This is a genomic window from Microbacterium meiriae (assembly GCF_040686935.1).
GTDB lineage: Bacteria > Actinomycetota > Actinomycetes > Actinomycetales > Microbacteriaceae > Microbacterium > Microbacterium meiriae.
Window position 1 is genome coordinate 245,559 of the sequence record NZ_JBFBMF010000004.1, and the last position, 14,116, is coordinate 259,674.

The window sequence follows — 14,116 nt, forward strand, 5'->3', positions numbered from 1 at the left end:
ACGACGGTGTCTGCCACACGATCACGGGCGGTGCGCTGGACCGCCGGAGCGCTCGGCCTCGTGCTGACCGGCGCGGCGCTCACGAGCTGTGCCGCCGGCGGGGGAGCGGAGACGATCCGCTTTACGTTCAGCAAGCGCGAGGCCATCCCGTTCATGACGGAGCTCGTCGCGGAGTACAACGCGTCGCAGGACGACGTCCGGGTGGAGATCGACACGTCCGGCGTCGACGTCGTCTCGGCGAGCTTCGTCCGCGGGAACCCGCCCGACATCATGCTCGCCAACTACAACTACGAGGTCGCCCGGTTCGTGCAGCGGTGCGCGCTCACCGACCTTTCCGGCACGGAGGCCGCCGCCGGCATCCGTGAGGATCTGCAGCCGTTGATGGACCAGTACGGCTCCTGCGAGGGGCGCACCAGCGCCCTGCCGTACTCGGTCATGGCCGCCTCGGTCATCTACAACACGCAGATCTTCGCGGAGCAGGGCCTCGAGGTGCCGCAGACCTGGGACGAGCTCCTCGCCGTCAGCGACAGCCTCCGCGAGGCCGGGATCGACCCGTTCTACGCCACGTTCAAGGACGACTGGACCGTCGCGCAGGGCTGGTACGACTACGCGGCCGGTGGCTCGCTGGACGTGCTGGCTTTCTTCGACGCGCTCGCCGCCGAGGGCACAGAGGTGGGCCCGGACTCGGAGGTCTCCTTCGAGAAGGACTTCGCGGAGCCGATGGACAGGATGATGGTGCTCGCGAACGAGTACACGAACGAGGATGCGGCGAGCCGGGCGTACGGAGACGGCAACCTCGCCTTCGCGAAGGGCGAGGCCGCGATGTACCTCCAGGGGCCGTGGGCTTTCAGCGAGATCGCCAAGACCGACCCCGACCTCGACCTCGGCACCTTCCCGCTGCCCATGACCGACGATCCGGCCGACCTCGCCGTCCGGGTGAACATGGACCTCGCGGTCATGATCCCCGAGGAGTCGCAGCACCAGGAGGCCGCGCGCGACTTCCTGGAGTACCTCTACCTCCCGGAGAACATCGAGGAGTACAACGCCTCGCAGCTCGGGTTCACCCCGACGACGGACGCGGCACCGCCGGACGACCCGCGTATCGAGGGCATGATCGAGTACTACGACGAGGGGCGGATCTACCAGGGCCCCTCGGTCCTCGTCCCGAAGACGCTGCCGATGAACAACTACGCGCAGGCCATGGTGCTCGGCGCCGACCCGTCCTCCATCCTCCGCACCATGGACGCGGACTGGGCCCGCATCGCCTTCCGCGCCCCGATCCCGAGTTCCGAGGATTCCGCATCGGGCGAGACAGAGGAGTCCGCGCCATGAGCACCAGCACGACCGCCATCGTCACCGGCGAGCAGCGGAAGATCCGCCGCCACACGCGCCGCGTCGAGCCGATCTACTACCTGTTCCTGCTGCCGACCCTGGTGATCTTCACGCTCGCGATCACGGTCCCCGGCGTCATCGGCATCTTCTTCAGCTTCACCGACTCGATCGGGATCGGCGAGTGGAGCTTCAACGGGCTGACGAACTACATCGCGCTGTTCAGCGACCCGGCGATCCTGCAGAGCTATCTCTTCACCTTCGGGTTCTCGATCGCGACAGTGATCGTCGTCAACGTCATCGCGTTCCTGCTGGCGGTCGGGCTCACCTCCCGCATCCGGTTCAAGACGGGGCTGCGGACGATCTTCGTGATCCCGATGGTGATCTCGGGCATCATCATCGCCTACGTCTTCAACTTCCTGATCTCGAACTCGATCCCCGCGGCGGGCGCGGCCACCGGCATCCCGTGGCTGGAGACGAGCCTGCTCGCCAACCCCGACCTCGCCTGGGTCGCGATCGTGATCGTCACCGCCTGGCAGGCGGTCCCCGGCACGCTCCTCATCTACATCGCCGGACTTCTGTCGGTGCCGGGCGAGGTGTACGAGGCGGCGAGCATCGACGGCGCCAGCCGCACGCAGCAGCTGACCCGCATCACGATCCCTCTCGTCGCCGGATACGTCGTCATCAACGTGATCCTCGGCTTCAAGGGCTTCCTCAACGCCTACGACATCATCGTCGGCCTCACCAACGGCGGTCCCGGCACCGCCACCCGCAGCGTCGCGATGACGATCATCGCGGGCTTCAACGGCGGCGACTACGCCTACCAGATGGCCAACGCCACGATCTTCTTCATCGTGGCCGTGCTCATCTCCGTCCTCCAGCTCTCGCTGACCCGCGGAAGGAACACGTTCTGATGTCGACGGAGACCCTCACCACCATCCCCGCGGACGGACGCCGGAAGCGGCAGAAGATGGAGCGCGTCAACTGGTCGGGCACCATCATCCTGATCCTGTGCACGGCGACGATCCTCATCCCGCTGTACGTGACGATCTCGATGGCGTTCAAGACCACCGGGCAGGCGGTCGACGGCAACGCGTTCTCGCTGCCGGCGCCGTTCAGCATCGACGGCTTCGTGCAAGCATGGACGCTGACGAAGTTCCCGGTCGGCGCCGCGATCTCGCTGCTCGTCACGGCAGGGACGGTCATCGCGACGATCGTCCTCGCGGCCTTCGCGTCGTACGCGATCGTACGCAACTGGGACCGCCGGCTGTTCCGGTACTCCTTCTTCTACCTGCTGGCGGCGATGTTCATCCCGTTCCCCGTCGTGGCACTTCCGCAGATCCAGCTCACCGGACGCGTCGGCCTCGACAACCCGTTCGGCGTGATCATCCTCGCCACGATGTTCCAGCTCAGCTTCAGCGTGCTGCTGTTCACGGCCTTCCTGCGCTCGATCCCGATCGAGCTGGAGGAGAGCGCGCGGATCGACGGCGCCACGACCTGGCAGACGTTCTGGCGGCTCATCTTCCCGCTGCTCGCGCCGATGAGCGCCACGGTCGGCATCTTCGCCTTCCTCTACGCCTGGAACGACTTCATGATGCCGTCGCTGATCATCTCCGACCCGGCGCTGCAGACGCTCCCGGTGCGGCAGAACCTCTTCCAGAACCAGTTCAGCAACAACTACAACGTCGCCTTCGCCTCGTACCTGATGGCCATGGCGCCCGCGATCGTCGCCTATCTCTTCACTCAGCGCTGGGTGATGGAGGGCGTCACGCAGGGTGCCGTCAAGGGCTGACCCGACCCCCGCAAGAAACAAGGAGAGCCTCTTCCTCATGACCGATTCGCTGCTCACCGCGACCCGCGAAGACGACAAGACCGCGACCTGGTGGCGTCAGGCCGCCGTGTACCAGATCTATCCGCGGAGCTTCGCGGACGCCGACGGCGACGGCCTCGGCGACATCCCCGGCATCGTGTCGCGCGCCGACTACCTCGCCGAGCTCGGCATCGACGCGGTGTGGCTGAGCCCGTTCTACCCGTCGGAGCTCGCCGACGGCGGGTACGACGTGGCGGACTACCGGGACGTCGACCCCCGCCTCGGCACCCTCGACGACTTCGACGCCATGGTCGAGGCGCTGCACGCGCGGGGCATCCGCGTCGTCGTCGACATCGTCCCCAACCACACCTCCGACCAGCACGCCTGGTTCCAGGAGGCGCTGGCTGCCGGCCGCGGCTCGGCCGCCCGGGAGCGCTACATCTTCCGCGAGGGCACCGGTCCCGACGGCGCGGAGCCGCCCACCGACTGGGTCTCGGTCTTCGGAGGCAGCGCCTGGGAGCGCGTCGCGGACGGCCAGTGGTACCTGCACAACTTCGCCGTCGAGCAGCCCGACCTCAACTGGGACCACCCCGAGGTGCGCGAGGACTTCCTCACAACGCTCCGCTTCTGGTCGGACCGCGGCGTGGACGGGTTCCGCATCGATGTGGCCCACATGCTGACGAAGGACCTCACCGAGCCGCTGCCGTCGCGTGCCGAGCTCGACTCGATGGACCGCACCTCCGGCACGCACCCGATGATCGACCGCGACGACGTGCACGAGATCTACGCCCAGTGGCGCGCGGTCTTCAACGAGTACGACCCGCCGCGCACCGCGGTCGCGGAGGCGTGGGTGGAGACCCCGGAGCGCCGCGCGAAGTACGCCTCCGCAGAGGGGCTCGGACAGGCGTTCAACTTCGACCTGCTCGTCGCCGACTTCGACGCGGCGGACTTCCAGCGCATCATCGCCGACAACCTCGCCCAGGCGCAGGCCGCCGGATCCTCGACGACCTGGGTGCTCTCGAACCACGACGTGACCCGGCACGCCACCCGCTACGGCCTGCCGCCGCTGCGCGGACGCGCGGTCAAGCAGGGAACCGAGTGGGTGCGCGCGGGCGGCCCGGAGGAGGGACTCGATCGGGAAGGCGGTCTGCGTCGGGCGCACGCAGCGACGCTGCTGCTGCTCGGCCTGCCCGGCAGCGCCTACCTCTATCAGGGCGAGGAGCTCGGCCTGCACGAGGTCGCGGACATCACCCCCGACCAGCGCCAGGACCCCGGGTTCTTCCGCGGCGCGGACTTCGACGGCCTCGGGCGCGACGGCTGCCGCGTGCCGCTGCCGTGGACGGCGTCCGGCAGCTCATACGGCTTCGGCGCGGCCGGCGCGCACCTGCCGCAGCCTGCCTGGTTCGCGGAGTACGCGGTCGAGGTGGAGGACGCCGATCCCGGCTCGACCCTCAACCTGTACCGCGAGGCGCTGCGTCTCCGGCGACTGCTGCAGACCGGGGAGACGCTCGAGTGGGTCGACACGGGTCGGGAGGACGTGCTGCGGTTCCGCCGCCCGAACGGGTGGGAGGTCGTGACGAACTTCGGCACCGCTCCGTTCGATCTGGGCGCCGCGGCCGACGATGCCGTGCTGTCGACCGTGCCCCTCGACGGCTCCGTGCTGCCGGGCGAGGCCACGGCGTGGATCGCCCCGGGGGCGCTCGCGGACTGACTGCAGAGTCGGGGCGAGGGCACCGGTTTGATAATGGTTCTCATTAGCGTTTAGAGTGGGAATCATGAAGAAGCCCGTCCTCGCCCTCACGCTCGCCTCCGTCGCCGCCCTCACGCTGGCCGGATGCTCGACCACCCCGGGCGCGGCAGAGGACGACGGCGCGGTGACGGTCGTCGCGAGCACCAACGTCTACGGCGACATCGCCGCGCAGGTCGGCGGGGACCGCGTCGACGTCACCTCGATCATCGACTCGGTCACCCAGGACCCGCACTCCTACGAGGCGAGTGCCCGCGACCGTCTCACGCTGCAGAAGGCCGATCTCGTGGTGGAGAACGGCGGCGGCTACGACGCGTTCATCGACAGCCTCCTGCAGGATGCGCAGGACCCGCACGTCGTCACCGCGGTGGAGTTCTCGCACGACTACCCGGGCAACGAGGGTCACGACGAGGGCGAGGACCACGATCACGGCGACGACGAGGCCGCGACCGAGGAGCCGCACGATCACGAGCACGCGGAGGGCGAGGACGAGCACGCCGGCCACGACCACATCGAGGGCTTCAACGAGCACGTCTGGTTCGACCCGCACACGATGATCCACGTCGTCGAGGCGATCGCCGACGAGCTCACCGAGATCGACCCCGACGGCGCCGACACGTTCCGCACGAACGCGGACGAGCTCGTCGCGGAGCTGGAGGGCTTCGAGGGCGACCTCGAGGCGATCGAGGCGGACGCCGCCGGTGCGACGGTGTTCATGACCGAGCCGTTGCCCGGATACCTGGCCACGGCCGCCGGGCTCACCGACGTCACCCCCGAGGGCTTCGCGGAGTCGGTGGAGGAGGGCAGTGATGTCGCGCCCGCCGTGCTGCTCGAGGCGCTGCAGGTCGTCGGGTCCGGCGATGTGACCGCCGTGCTCACCAACGCCCAGACCGGCGGCGCGGAGACGGAGCGCGTCGAGAAGGCCGCGGAGGACGCCGGGGTGCCCGTGGTCGCGTTCACGGAGCTGCTCGAGGACGGATCGTCGTACTCTGAGTGGATGAGTGACGCGATCCAGAGCCTCGCCGCCGCCGTCCAGTCGTGAGCGGAGCCCGTTCACAGGCGCAGCGACCCGCGAGGGAGACCGGCCCGGTCCTCGAGATCGCCGACGGCGCCCTGCAGCGGGGCGACCGCGAGCTCTGGTCGGGACTCGACCTCTCGGTACAGCCCGGGGAGTTCATCGCCGTGCTCGGCCCATCGGGATCCGGGAAGACGACGCTCCTCCGCAGCATCCTGGGACTCCAGCCCCTCTCGCGCGGGAGCATCCGCGTGGCCGGCGAGCCCGTGCACCGCGGGAACGCCCGCATCGGCTACATCCCTCAGCAGCGCTCGCTCGCTCCCGACACGAGCATGCGCGCCCGTGATCTCGTCGCCCTCGGCGTGCAGGGCAGCCGCTTCGGCTTCCCGGTCCCGCACCGTGGCGACCGGGCGAAGGTCGACGCCCTGCTGGCCGCTGTCGGGGCGACCTCGTACGCGGACCGCCGGGTGGGCCTCCTCTCCGGCGGAGAGCAGCAGCGTCTCCGCGTCGGGCAGGCGCTGGCCGACGAACCCGCGCTGCTCCTCTGCGACGAGCCGCTGTCGAACCTCGACCTCGCCAACCAGGTCGCCGTCACCGACATCATCGATCGGCAGCGTCGGGAGCGCGGAGCCGCCGTGCTCTTCGTCACACACGACGTCAACCCGATCCTGAACCGCGTCGACCGCATCCTCTACATCGCCGGCGGCCGGTTCCTCCTCGGGACCCCGGAGGAGGTGCTGCAGACCCGGGTGCTGACGGATCTCTACGGCACCCCGGTGTTCGTGCTCCGCGCCGGTGACCGGCTCGTCGTGGTCGGCGTCCCCGATGCGGAGCCGCACCACGACCATGACCACGAGCACGGGGGCGCCGCATGACCGTCGCGTCCGCTCTCGTCCCCCTGGTCGGCTGGGACGACATCTTCTCCTTCCAGGACTATGGCGAGCTCGTCGCCCTGCTCGCGAACTCGATCATCGCGGGCGCCGTGCTCGGGCTCGTCGGCGGTCTCATCGGGGTGTTCGTCATGCAGCGCGATCTCGCGTTCGCGGTGCACGGGGTGAGCGAGCTCTCCTTCGCGGGAGCGGCGGCGGCGCTGCTGTTCGGCGGCAGCGTCGTGCTCGGCTCACTCGGCGGAGCCCTCGTGGCGGCGATCCTCATCGGGGTCCTCGGCGCCAAGGCCAGGGACCGCAACTCGATCGTCGGCGTGCTCATGCCGTTCGGCCTCGGTCTCGGCATCCTGTTCCTGTCGCTGTACGACGGCCGCAGCGCCAACCGGTTCAGCCTCCTCACCGGGCAGATCGTGTCGGTCTCGAGTCCCGACCTCGGCTGGCTCGTCGGCATCAGCCTCGTGGTGCTGCTCGGCCTGCTCGTGATGTGGAATCCGCTGCGCTTCGACTCGCTCGACCCGGAGTCGGCGGCAGCCCGCGGTGTGCCCACCCGGACCGTGAGCCTGCTGTTCATGGTGCTTCTGGGGCTCATCGTCGCGGTGAGCGTGCACATCATCGGCGCGCTGCTGGTGATGGCGCTCCTGGTGACGCCCGCTGCCGCAGCCATGCGGATCACGGCGGGCCCGGTCGCGGTGCCGGTGCTGGCGGCGCTGTTCGGGTTCGTCTCGGCCGTCGGCGGCATCCTCCTCGCGCTCGCCGGCACCCTGCCCGTCAGCCCCTACATCACGACCCTGTCCTTCACGATCTACGTCGTGTGCTGGATCGTGCAGCGCGTCCGTTCCCGGGTCACCCGCGTCTGACCCCCCTTCGAGTCGCGCACTTCGCTCCATTTCGGCCGCAGATGCCGCCGATCGGGCGACTCGAATCCGCGGTGGGGGCGCTCCCAGCCCTCGCCGATCCCGGCGGCCTAGAATCGATGGCATGGCTCAGCGGAACACCTGGCAGCGCGAACGCGTGCGCGAAGCGCTCGCCGACGCCCGCGGTTTCGTGAGTGCGCAGAGCCTCCACGCGACGCTCCGCGACGACAACACGGGGATCGGCCTGGCCACCGTCTACCGCGCCCTCGCCGGACTCGCGGCGGCCGGAGATGCCGACTCGCTGCAGAGCCCCGAGGGGGAGGCGCTCTACCGGGCGTGCACCACCCAGGGCCACCACCACCACCTCATCTGCCGGTCCTGCGGCCTCACGGTCGAGATCGAGGCGAAGGACGTGGAGCAGTGGGCGCACCGCACGGCCGCCCTGCACGGCTTCACCGAGGCCGCGCACGTGGTCGACGTCTTCGGACTGTGCACCCCCTGCGCGAACAAGCGCGACGCCGAGAGGACTGCGACAGCGTGACCGCCCCGGCACGAACGGCCACCCGTCCGGGCCACACGCACCGTCGAGCGCCCTCGCCGCGCTCGACGTGGATCGCCGTCGGCATCGGCGTCGTGATCGTCGCGGCGCTGTTCCTCATCGACGCCTTCCTCCCCACCCTCTTCCCCGCCTCGCTGCCCACCCGCGCCCAGGACGGTCTGACACTCGCTCTCAGCGTGCTGATCGAGGCGCTGCCGTTCGTGGTGCTCGGCGTGCTGCTGTCGATCGTGGTGCAGGTCTGGCTCCCGGCGGACGTCATCCACCGCTGGCTCCCGCGCCGCGCCTGGGCCCGCCGTGCCGTGCTCTCCCTGCTCGGCATGCTCATCCCGGTCTGCGAGTGCGGGAACGTCCCGTTCGCCCGCGGACTCATGATGCGCGGACTCGCCCCCGCGGAAGCGCTGACCTTCCTCATCGCGGCGCCGATCGTGAACCCGATCGTGATCCTCACGACGCACGCCGCGTTCGGATGGGACGGCGGCATCCTCGTCGCCCGCCTCGTCGGCGGCTACCTCATCGCGAACCTCATCGGCTGGATCTACAGCCGCCATCCCGCGCCGGAGTCGCTGCTCACCCAGCGCTTCGTCGACACGTGCGAGCGCGTGACCCACGAGCCGGGAACTCCCGTGCGCCGCAGCCTCACGCAGTTCCTCGTGGAGCTGCGGGCCGTGATGCCGGCGCTCGTGATCGGCTCCGCGCTGGCGGGGGCCGTGCAGGTGCTCATCCCGCGCGACGTCCTGCTCACGATCGGCGCCAATCCCGTGCTGTCCATCGTCGCGATGATGCTGCTCGCGATCGTCGTGGCGATCTGCTCCAATGTCGACGCCTTCTTCGCGCTGTCGTTCGCGTCGACCTTCTCCTCGGGGGCCCTCGTGGCGTTCCTCCTGGTCGGGCCGCTCGTCGACATCAAGATGCTGGCGCTGATGCGCACGACCTTCACCACCCGGACGCTCGTCGGGATCACCGCTGTCGTGCTGGCGTCGGCCTTCGCGATCGGGATCGGGGTGAACGTCCTTGCCTGAGCTCTCCGTCCGCACGCGCGCCCTCGCGACCCGGTGGCTGGGGATCGGTCTGGCCTCCGTCGTCGCCGTCGTCACCCTCGGCCTCGCGGTGACCGACCGCCTCAGCCTCTACATCAGCCCGGAGTCGGTGTGGTTCGCATCGGCTGCCGCCGTGGTCACTCTCGCCGGAGCCGTCTGGTCGTGCACGCTGCCCCTGGGCGCGGAGGAGGATCACGGGCACGACCACGGTCCCTCCTCCGCCCGATCTGCGGAGTCGGAGCACTCCTCCGCTGAGGAGAGCGAGCGCCCCTCCGTCCCATCGCGCCGGAGCCTCGCCGGGGTCGGTGCTCTGGCCGGCGGTGTGGTGGCGACGGGGGTCGTCGTCTCCGCACTCGTCCTGCCTCCCGCCTCGCTCTCGGTCGAGCTCGCGATGTCGCGCGCCGGGGAGGAGACCGCACTGTTCGCCGGCGCCGACACGGTCGCCCTCGGGGTCGCGGACACGTCGACGTTCGGCGTGGGCGACTGGGCGAGCGTCTTCGCCGCCGCGACGAACACCACGGCCTATGACGGGGCCGACGTCACCTTGCAGGGCTTCGTCACGCCGGGCGACGGCGACGGCGTCAACCTCACCCGGCTCGTGATCACCCACTGCGTCATCGACGCCCAGACGGCGGCGCTGCCGGTGAGCGTCGACGCGGACGCGTACAAGACCGGACAATGGGTCGAGATCACCGGGACCGTCCGTGCGGATGAGAACGGCTCCTTGCACATCGAGCCGACCGATGTCGTGGCGATCGACGAGCCGAAGGACCCGTATGAGTACTGACGACGAGCGGCCGGAGCCGCCCGCCGTCCCGCGGACCCGCGCCGAGCTGCGCGCTGCCAGGGAAGCGGAGGAGCGTGCCGCCGAGGAGCAGACGGCCGCGGAGCGCGCGGCCACCGAGCAGGCTGAAGCGGAGCAGGTCGCGGCGGAACGTGCGGCCGTGGAACGGATGGCCGCCGAGGTCGCCGCCGAGCAGGCCGCCGTCGATCGCGAAGCTGCGGCGGAGCGTGAAGCGGCAGAGCGCGCTGCTGCGGAGCGTGAGGCGGCGGAGCGCGCTGCTCCCGATGCGGCCGCCGGCGTCCCCGCGATCCCGCAGGCGCCCGAGCCGGTGTTCACCCCCGCGGGGCCGGCGTCCACCCCCGCGGCGAGCAGCGAACCGGGCGATGCATCGGATCCGGGCTGGACGCCGACCACCGACCTCCCCGCCGACGACGATGCGCCTCCGCCCGCGCCGTGGTCCCGCCGCCGCTTCCTCGTCACGATCGGTGCCGTGGTCGGAGTGCTCGTGCTCGTCGGCACCGGACTCGGAATCGTCAGCCTGCTCCAGGGCCCCCGGGTGACCGATGTGCAGGTCGACGCCGCCCAGGCCATCGAATCCTCAGGGAGCCGCGTCATCCTCACGGCGAATCAGCCGCTCTCCGCCATCGACCCCGAGCAGGTCAGGGTCGAGCCGTCCGTGCCGTTCACGGTCGATGCCGCCGGTCGGGGCGTCGGCGTGCGCTTCACGGTGCCCCTCGACGACGACACGACGTACACGGTGACCGTCTCCGACGTGACGGGTGCGGGAGGAGGCCCGGCCGCCGACCTGACGACATCCTTCGAGACCCCGGCGTCGTCGATCTTCCTCCTGCGCCGCGACCCCGACGGCGACGACATCATCTTCCGCACCGACCTGAGCGGCGAGAACGCGCAGCCGGTGTTCTCCCACCCGCGGATCGACGACTTCCGGGCCACGTCCACGCAGCTCGTGGCCGCGGTCGAGGATGACGACCAGTCGCGGCTGCTCGTGATGGACAGGGACGGCTCCGACCAGCGCGAGCTCCCCCTTCCCGGCGAAGGCTACGTGGGCGCGATCCAGGTGTCCGAACGCGGCAACCTCGTCGGCTACAGCTACTCCGATCGCGAGCTCAGCGACACCGAGGGGCGCGCGAGCGTGCTCGTCACCCAGTCGCTGAGCGGCGACGACGAGCCCCGCATCATCGAGGTCGGGGACAAGCAGGTGAGCGTCTTCGTGTGGCAGTTCGTGCCGGACAGCGCCGCGGTCCTGTTCATCGACTTCGACGGAGCGCTGTCCCTCGTGGACCAGTCGGCCGACACCGGCGTGCAGTCCCTCGGTCTCGCCACGACGATCCAGGGCATCTCCCGCGGCACCTACACCGCGATCGTCGAGCGACTGGACGGATCGGTGGTGGAGCTCGACCTGGCGGACGGATCGGAGGAGCCGCTCGCCGCGTCGGAGCCGGACTACGGCACCGCGACCTCCATCACGCCGTTCCCCGGCGGAACGCTGCGCCACGTCGTCGCCAGGGACGAGGGCGGCCTCCCGGTGGGACAGGCCGTCATCCGCGTCGACGACTCCGGCGCGGCCACGCCGCTGGTCGAGGTGAGTTCGGCCGACTCGATCCTCCAGGCCTGTGCGTCGCCGAGCGGGCAGTACGCCGCGGTGGTGATCGCGCCGGACATGGCGGACAACGCCTACGACGGGATGCTGCTGCCGCTGCCGGAGAAGCTCGAGACGCACCTCATCGACATGAAGACCGGGGACGAGATCGTCGCACTGACCGGTTTCGACGCGTCCTGGTGCCAGACGGCGCCGCGGTTCTGACATGACGGGGCCCCTGGCGGTGCGGCGCGCGACCCGCGACGACGTGATGCGCTCCGCCGTGGAGGTCGCGCCGACCCTCCTCGGCGCGGAGCTGCGGACCGTGGTCGTCGAGGACAGTCGCCCGGTGGAGGTGCGCGTGCGGATCACCGAGGTGGAGGCCTACCACGGGCAGGGCACCGGAGCGCTGGCGGACCCGGGGTCCCACGCCCGCATGGGCCGCACCGCCCGGAACGCCACGATGTGGGGCGAGCCGGGCCATCTCTACGTGTACCTGAGTCACGGCATCCACTCCTGCGTCAACGTGGCCTGCGGTCCCGAGGGGCAGGGTGATGGGGTGCTGCTGCGCGCGGGGGAGATCGTGACCGGGGTGGAGGAGGCGGCCCGGCGACGGCGTGCGGTCCTCCCGCTCGGCCGCACCGCTCGGCGGGACCTCGCGCGTGGGCCCGGACGGCTCGGACAGGCCGTGGGACTGCGGCACTCCCTGCACGACGGCATCGACGCCATCACCGGCGAGGAGCGGAACCACGCCAGGGCGGAGTTGTGGCTCGGCCCTCCCGTGGTCGACGTGGCCCAGGGCCCGCGGGTGGGGGTGGCGGGCATCGCCGGCACGGACGCGTTCCCTTGGCGTTTCTGGATCCCCGGCGACCCCACGGTGTCCGCGTTCCGGTGGGGGCGGGGTGCCGCCGACGCTTCGAGTCGCGCGAATGGCGGCGTTTCGGGCTGAGATGGGACCATTCGGGCGATTCGAACGGCCGCTCGGAGCCGTGCTAGACTGACTCTTCGTCTGCGCACGCTCCTGTGCGCAGTTCGTGTGCTCCCCCTTCTTCCGCCGAGAGATCGGCATGCGGGGCGGCGTGCAGACAAGGGATCTTGGGTGAGGCCGTCCGGTCTCACGGTAATGAAGGAGTCATCATCATGGCAGCAGTGTGCCAGGTGACCGGAGCTGTTCCCGGCTTCGGTCACAACGTCTCGCACTCGCACCGCCGGACGAAGCGTCGCTTCGACCCGAACGTGCAGAAGAAGACCTATTTCGTGCCCTCGCTCGGTCGTAAGATCACGCTCAACGTGTCCGCCAAGGGCATCAAGGTGATCGACGTGCGCGGCATCGAGAACGTCGTCAAGGACCTCCAGGCGAAGGGTGTGAAGCTCTAATGGCCAAGAAGGCTCAGGACGTCCGTCCGATCATCAAGCTGCGTTCGACGGCGGGTACGGGTTACACGTACGTGACCAAGAAGAACCGCCGCAACACCCCCGACCGCCTCGTGCTCAAGAAGTACGACCCGGTCATCCGTCAGCACGTCGAATTCCGAGAGGAGCGTTGATCCATGGCTAAGAAGAGCAAGATCGCGCGCAACGAGCAGCGCAAGGTCATCGTCGAGCGCTACGCCGAGCGTCGTGCCGAGCTGAAGAAGACCCTGGTCGACCCGAACGCCACCGACGAGGCCCGCGAGGCCGCCCGTGTCGGCCTGCAGAAACTGCCGCGCAACGCGTCGCCGGCTCGCGTGCGTTCGCGCGACGTCATCGACGGCCGCCCCCGTGGTGTCCTCACGAAGTTCGGCATCTCGCGTGTCCGCTTCCGTGACATGGCGCACCGTGGCGAGCTGCCCGGCGTGACCAAGTCGAGCTGGTAAGAACCCCGCGAGAAGGGGCGGGGATCTTCGGATCCTCGCCCCTTTTGCATGCCCGGGAACGCAGGCGATCACGCCGGATCAGGCGCATATGTCAGGGAGTGCCTGATGCCGCGCGGCGGCCTGAACCCGCGAGCGGGCGCCCGAAAACCTGTGACGCGAGTGGCCAATGTGACGCGACACGCCGGGAAATCGGTCGAAACCCGCGAAATGACGCGGAAATCCGGGTGGCCGTTGGTACATTCGAGGCGGTCACACGACCAACGGGGAGCACCCGCTCCTCGCACCCACACACGATGCGACGGTCCTTCGTCGCTGGAGGATGACATGGCTGACAAGTCCATCACCAAGACCGAGCTCGTCGCGAGCATCGCTTCCGCCACCGGCCAGAGCCAGGCCACCGTCTCCGGTGTCCTCGACTCGCTGTTCGCCACGGTCTCCGACGCCGTCGCCAAGGGCAGCAAGGTCTCCATCCCGGGCTGGATCTCGTTCGAGCAGGTCGACACGGCCGCCCGCACGGGCCGCAACCCGCAGACCGGCGCCGAGATCAAGATCCCGGCCGGCAAGCGCGTCAAGGTGACCGCCGGCTCCAAGCTCAAGGCTGCCGTCAAGTAAGACCGCACCCGTTCGAAGGCCGCCCC

General features: G+C 69.8%; 16 protein-coding genes. All 16 read left to right on the plus strand.

Going from position 1 to position 14,116, the window contains the following annotated elements; all coding sequences use genetic code 11:
* Positions 1-6: 6 nt before the first annotated feature.
* The 16 genes from AB0P08_RS14475 to AB0P08_RS14550 all read left to right on the plus strand — a co-directional run bounded on the left by AB0P08_RS14475 (position 7) and on the right by AB0P08_RS14550 (position 14,090).
* Positions 7-1,332: an ABC transporter substrate-binding protein gene (locus AB0P08_RS14475; RefSeq protein ID WP_363590305.1), complete on the plus strand. Its 1,326-nt coding sequence runs from the start codon at positions 7-9 to the stop codon at positions 1,330-1,332.
* Positions 1,329-2,243: a carbohydrate ABC transporter permease gene (locus AB0P08_RS14480; RefSeq protein WP_363590306.1), complete on the plus strand. Its 915-nt coding sequence runs from the start codon at positions 1,329-1,331 to the stop codon at positions 2,241-2,243. Before AB0P08_RS14475 ends, AB0P08_RS14480 begins: the two co-directional genes overlap by 4 nt.
* The gene (locus AB0P08_RS14485; protein ID WP_085605188.1) at positions 2,243-3,121 is read left to right on the plus strand and encodes a carbohydrate ABC transporter permease; all 879 of its coding nucleotides are present in this window, start codon (positions 2,243-2,245) and stop codon (positions 3,119-3,121) included. Before AB0P08_RS14480 ends, AB0P08_RS14485 begins: the two co-directional genes overlap by 1 nt.
* 37 nt (positions 3,122-3,158) lie before the next feature.
* A complete protein-coding gene (locus tag AB0P08_RS14490; RefSeq protein WP_363590307.1) occupies positions 3,159-4,850 on the plus strand; it encodes a glycoside hydrolase family 13 protein in 1,692 nt (563 codons plus the stop codon).
* Positions 4,851-4,914: 64 nt separating this feature from the next.
* The gene (locus tag AB0P08_RS14495) at positions 4,915-5,928 is read left to right on the plus strand and encodes a metal ABC transporter substrate-binding protein (RefSeq protein ID WP_363590308.1); all 1,014 of its coding nucleotides are present in this window, start codon (positions 4,915-4,917) and stop codon (positions 5,926-5,928) included.
* Positions 5,925-6,776 (plus strand): metal ABC transporter ATP-binding protein, encoded by an 852-nt coding sequence (locus tag AB0P08_RS14500; RefSeq protein ID WP_370428263.1) that lies wholly within the window; start codon positions 5,925-5,927, stop codon positions 6,774-6,776. The genes AB0P08_RS14495 and AB0P08_RS14500 overlap by 4 nt, the downstream gene beginning before the upstream one ends.
* Complete coding sequence (locus tag AB0P08_RS14505; protein ID WP_363590309.1) at positions 6,773-7,645, plus strand: metal ABC transporter permease; 873 nt, start codon at positions 6,773-6,775, stop codon at positions 7,643-7,645. The genes AB0P08_RS14500 and AB0P08_RS14505 overlap by 4 nt, the downstream gene beginning before the upstream one ends.
* 121 nt (positions 7,646-7,766) lie before the next feature.
* Positions 7,767-8,183 carry a Fur family transcriptional regulator gene (locus AB0P08_RS14510; protein WP_363590310.1) on the plus strand — a complete coding sequence of 139 codons (417 nt, stop codon included), beginning with the start codon at positions 7,767-7,769 and terminating at the stop codon, positions 8,181-8,183.
* A complete protein-coding gene (locus tag AB0P08_RS14515) occupies positions 8,180-9,220 on the plus strand; it encodes a permease (protein WP_363590311.1) in 1,041 nt (346 codons plus the stop codon). The genes AB0P08_RS14510 and AB0P08_RS14515 overlap by 4 nt, the downstream gene beginning before the upstream one ends.
* On the plus strand, positions 9,213-10,025 hold the full coding sequence (locus tag AB0P08_RS14520; RefSeq protein WP_363590312.1) for a TIGR03943 family putative permease subunit: 813 nt from the start codon (positions 9,213-9,215) through the stop codon (positions 10,023-10,025). Before AB0P08_RS14515 ends, AB0P08_RS14520 begins: the two co-directional genes overlap by 8 nt.
* Positions 10,015-11,847, plus strand: a complete 1,833-nt coding sequence (locus tag AB0P08_RS14525; RefSeq protein ID WP_363590313.1) for an Ig-like domain-containing protein — start codon at positions 10,015-10,017, stop codon at positions 11,845-11,847. The genes AB0P08_RS14520 and AB0P08_RS14525 overlap by 11 nt, the downstream gene beginning before the upstream one ends.
* 1 nt (position 11,848) lies before the next feature.
* Complete coding sequence (locus tag AB0P08_RS14530) at positions 11,849-12,571, plus strand: DNA-3-methyladenine glycosylase (RefSeq protein WP_363590314.1); 723 nt, start codon at positions 11,849-11,851, stop codon at positions 12,569-12,571.
* 191 nt (positions 12,572-12,762) lie between these two features.
* On the plus strand, positions 12,763-12,999 hold the full coding sequence (gene rpmB, locus AB0P08_RS14535; RefSeq protein ID WP_017203559.1) for a 50S ribosomal protein L28: 237 nt from the start codon (positions 12,763-12,765) through the stop codon (positions 12,997-12,999).
* Positions 12,999-13,169: a 50S ribosomal protein L33 gene (gene rpmG / locus AB0P08_RS14540; protein ID WP_017203558.1), complete on the plus strand. Its 171-nt coding sequence runs from the start codon at positions 12,999-13,001 to the stop codon at positions 13,167-13,169. Before rpmB ends, rpmG begins: the two co-directional genes overlap by 1 nt.
* A gap of 3 nt (positions 13,170-13,172) precedes the next feature.
* Positions 13,173-13,478 (plus strand): 30S ribosomal protein S14, encoded by a 306-nt coding sequence (gene rpsN / locus AB0P08_RS14545; RefSeq protein WP_017829734.1) that lies wholly within the window; start codon positions 13,173-13,175, stop codon positions 13,476-13,478.
* Positions 13,479-13,802: 324 nt separating this feature from the next.
* A complete protein-coding gene (locus tag AB0P08_RS14550; RefSeq protein ID WP_017203554.1) occupies positions 13,803-14,090 on the plus strand; it encodes an HU family DNA-binding protein in 288 nt (95 codons plus the stop codon).
* The last annotated feature ends 26 nt before the right edge of the window (positions 14,091-14,116 follow it).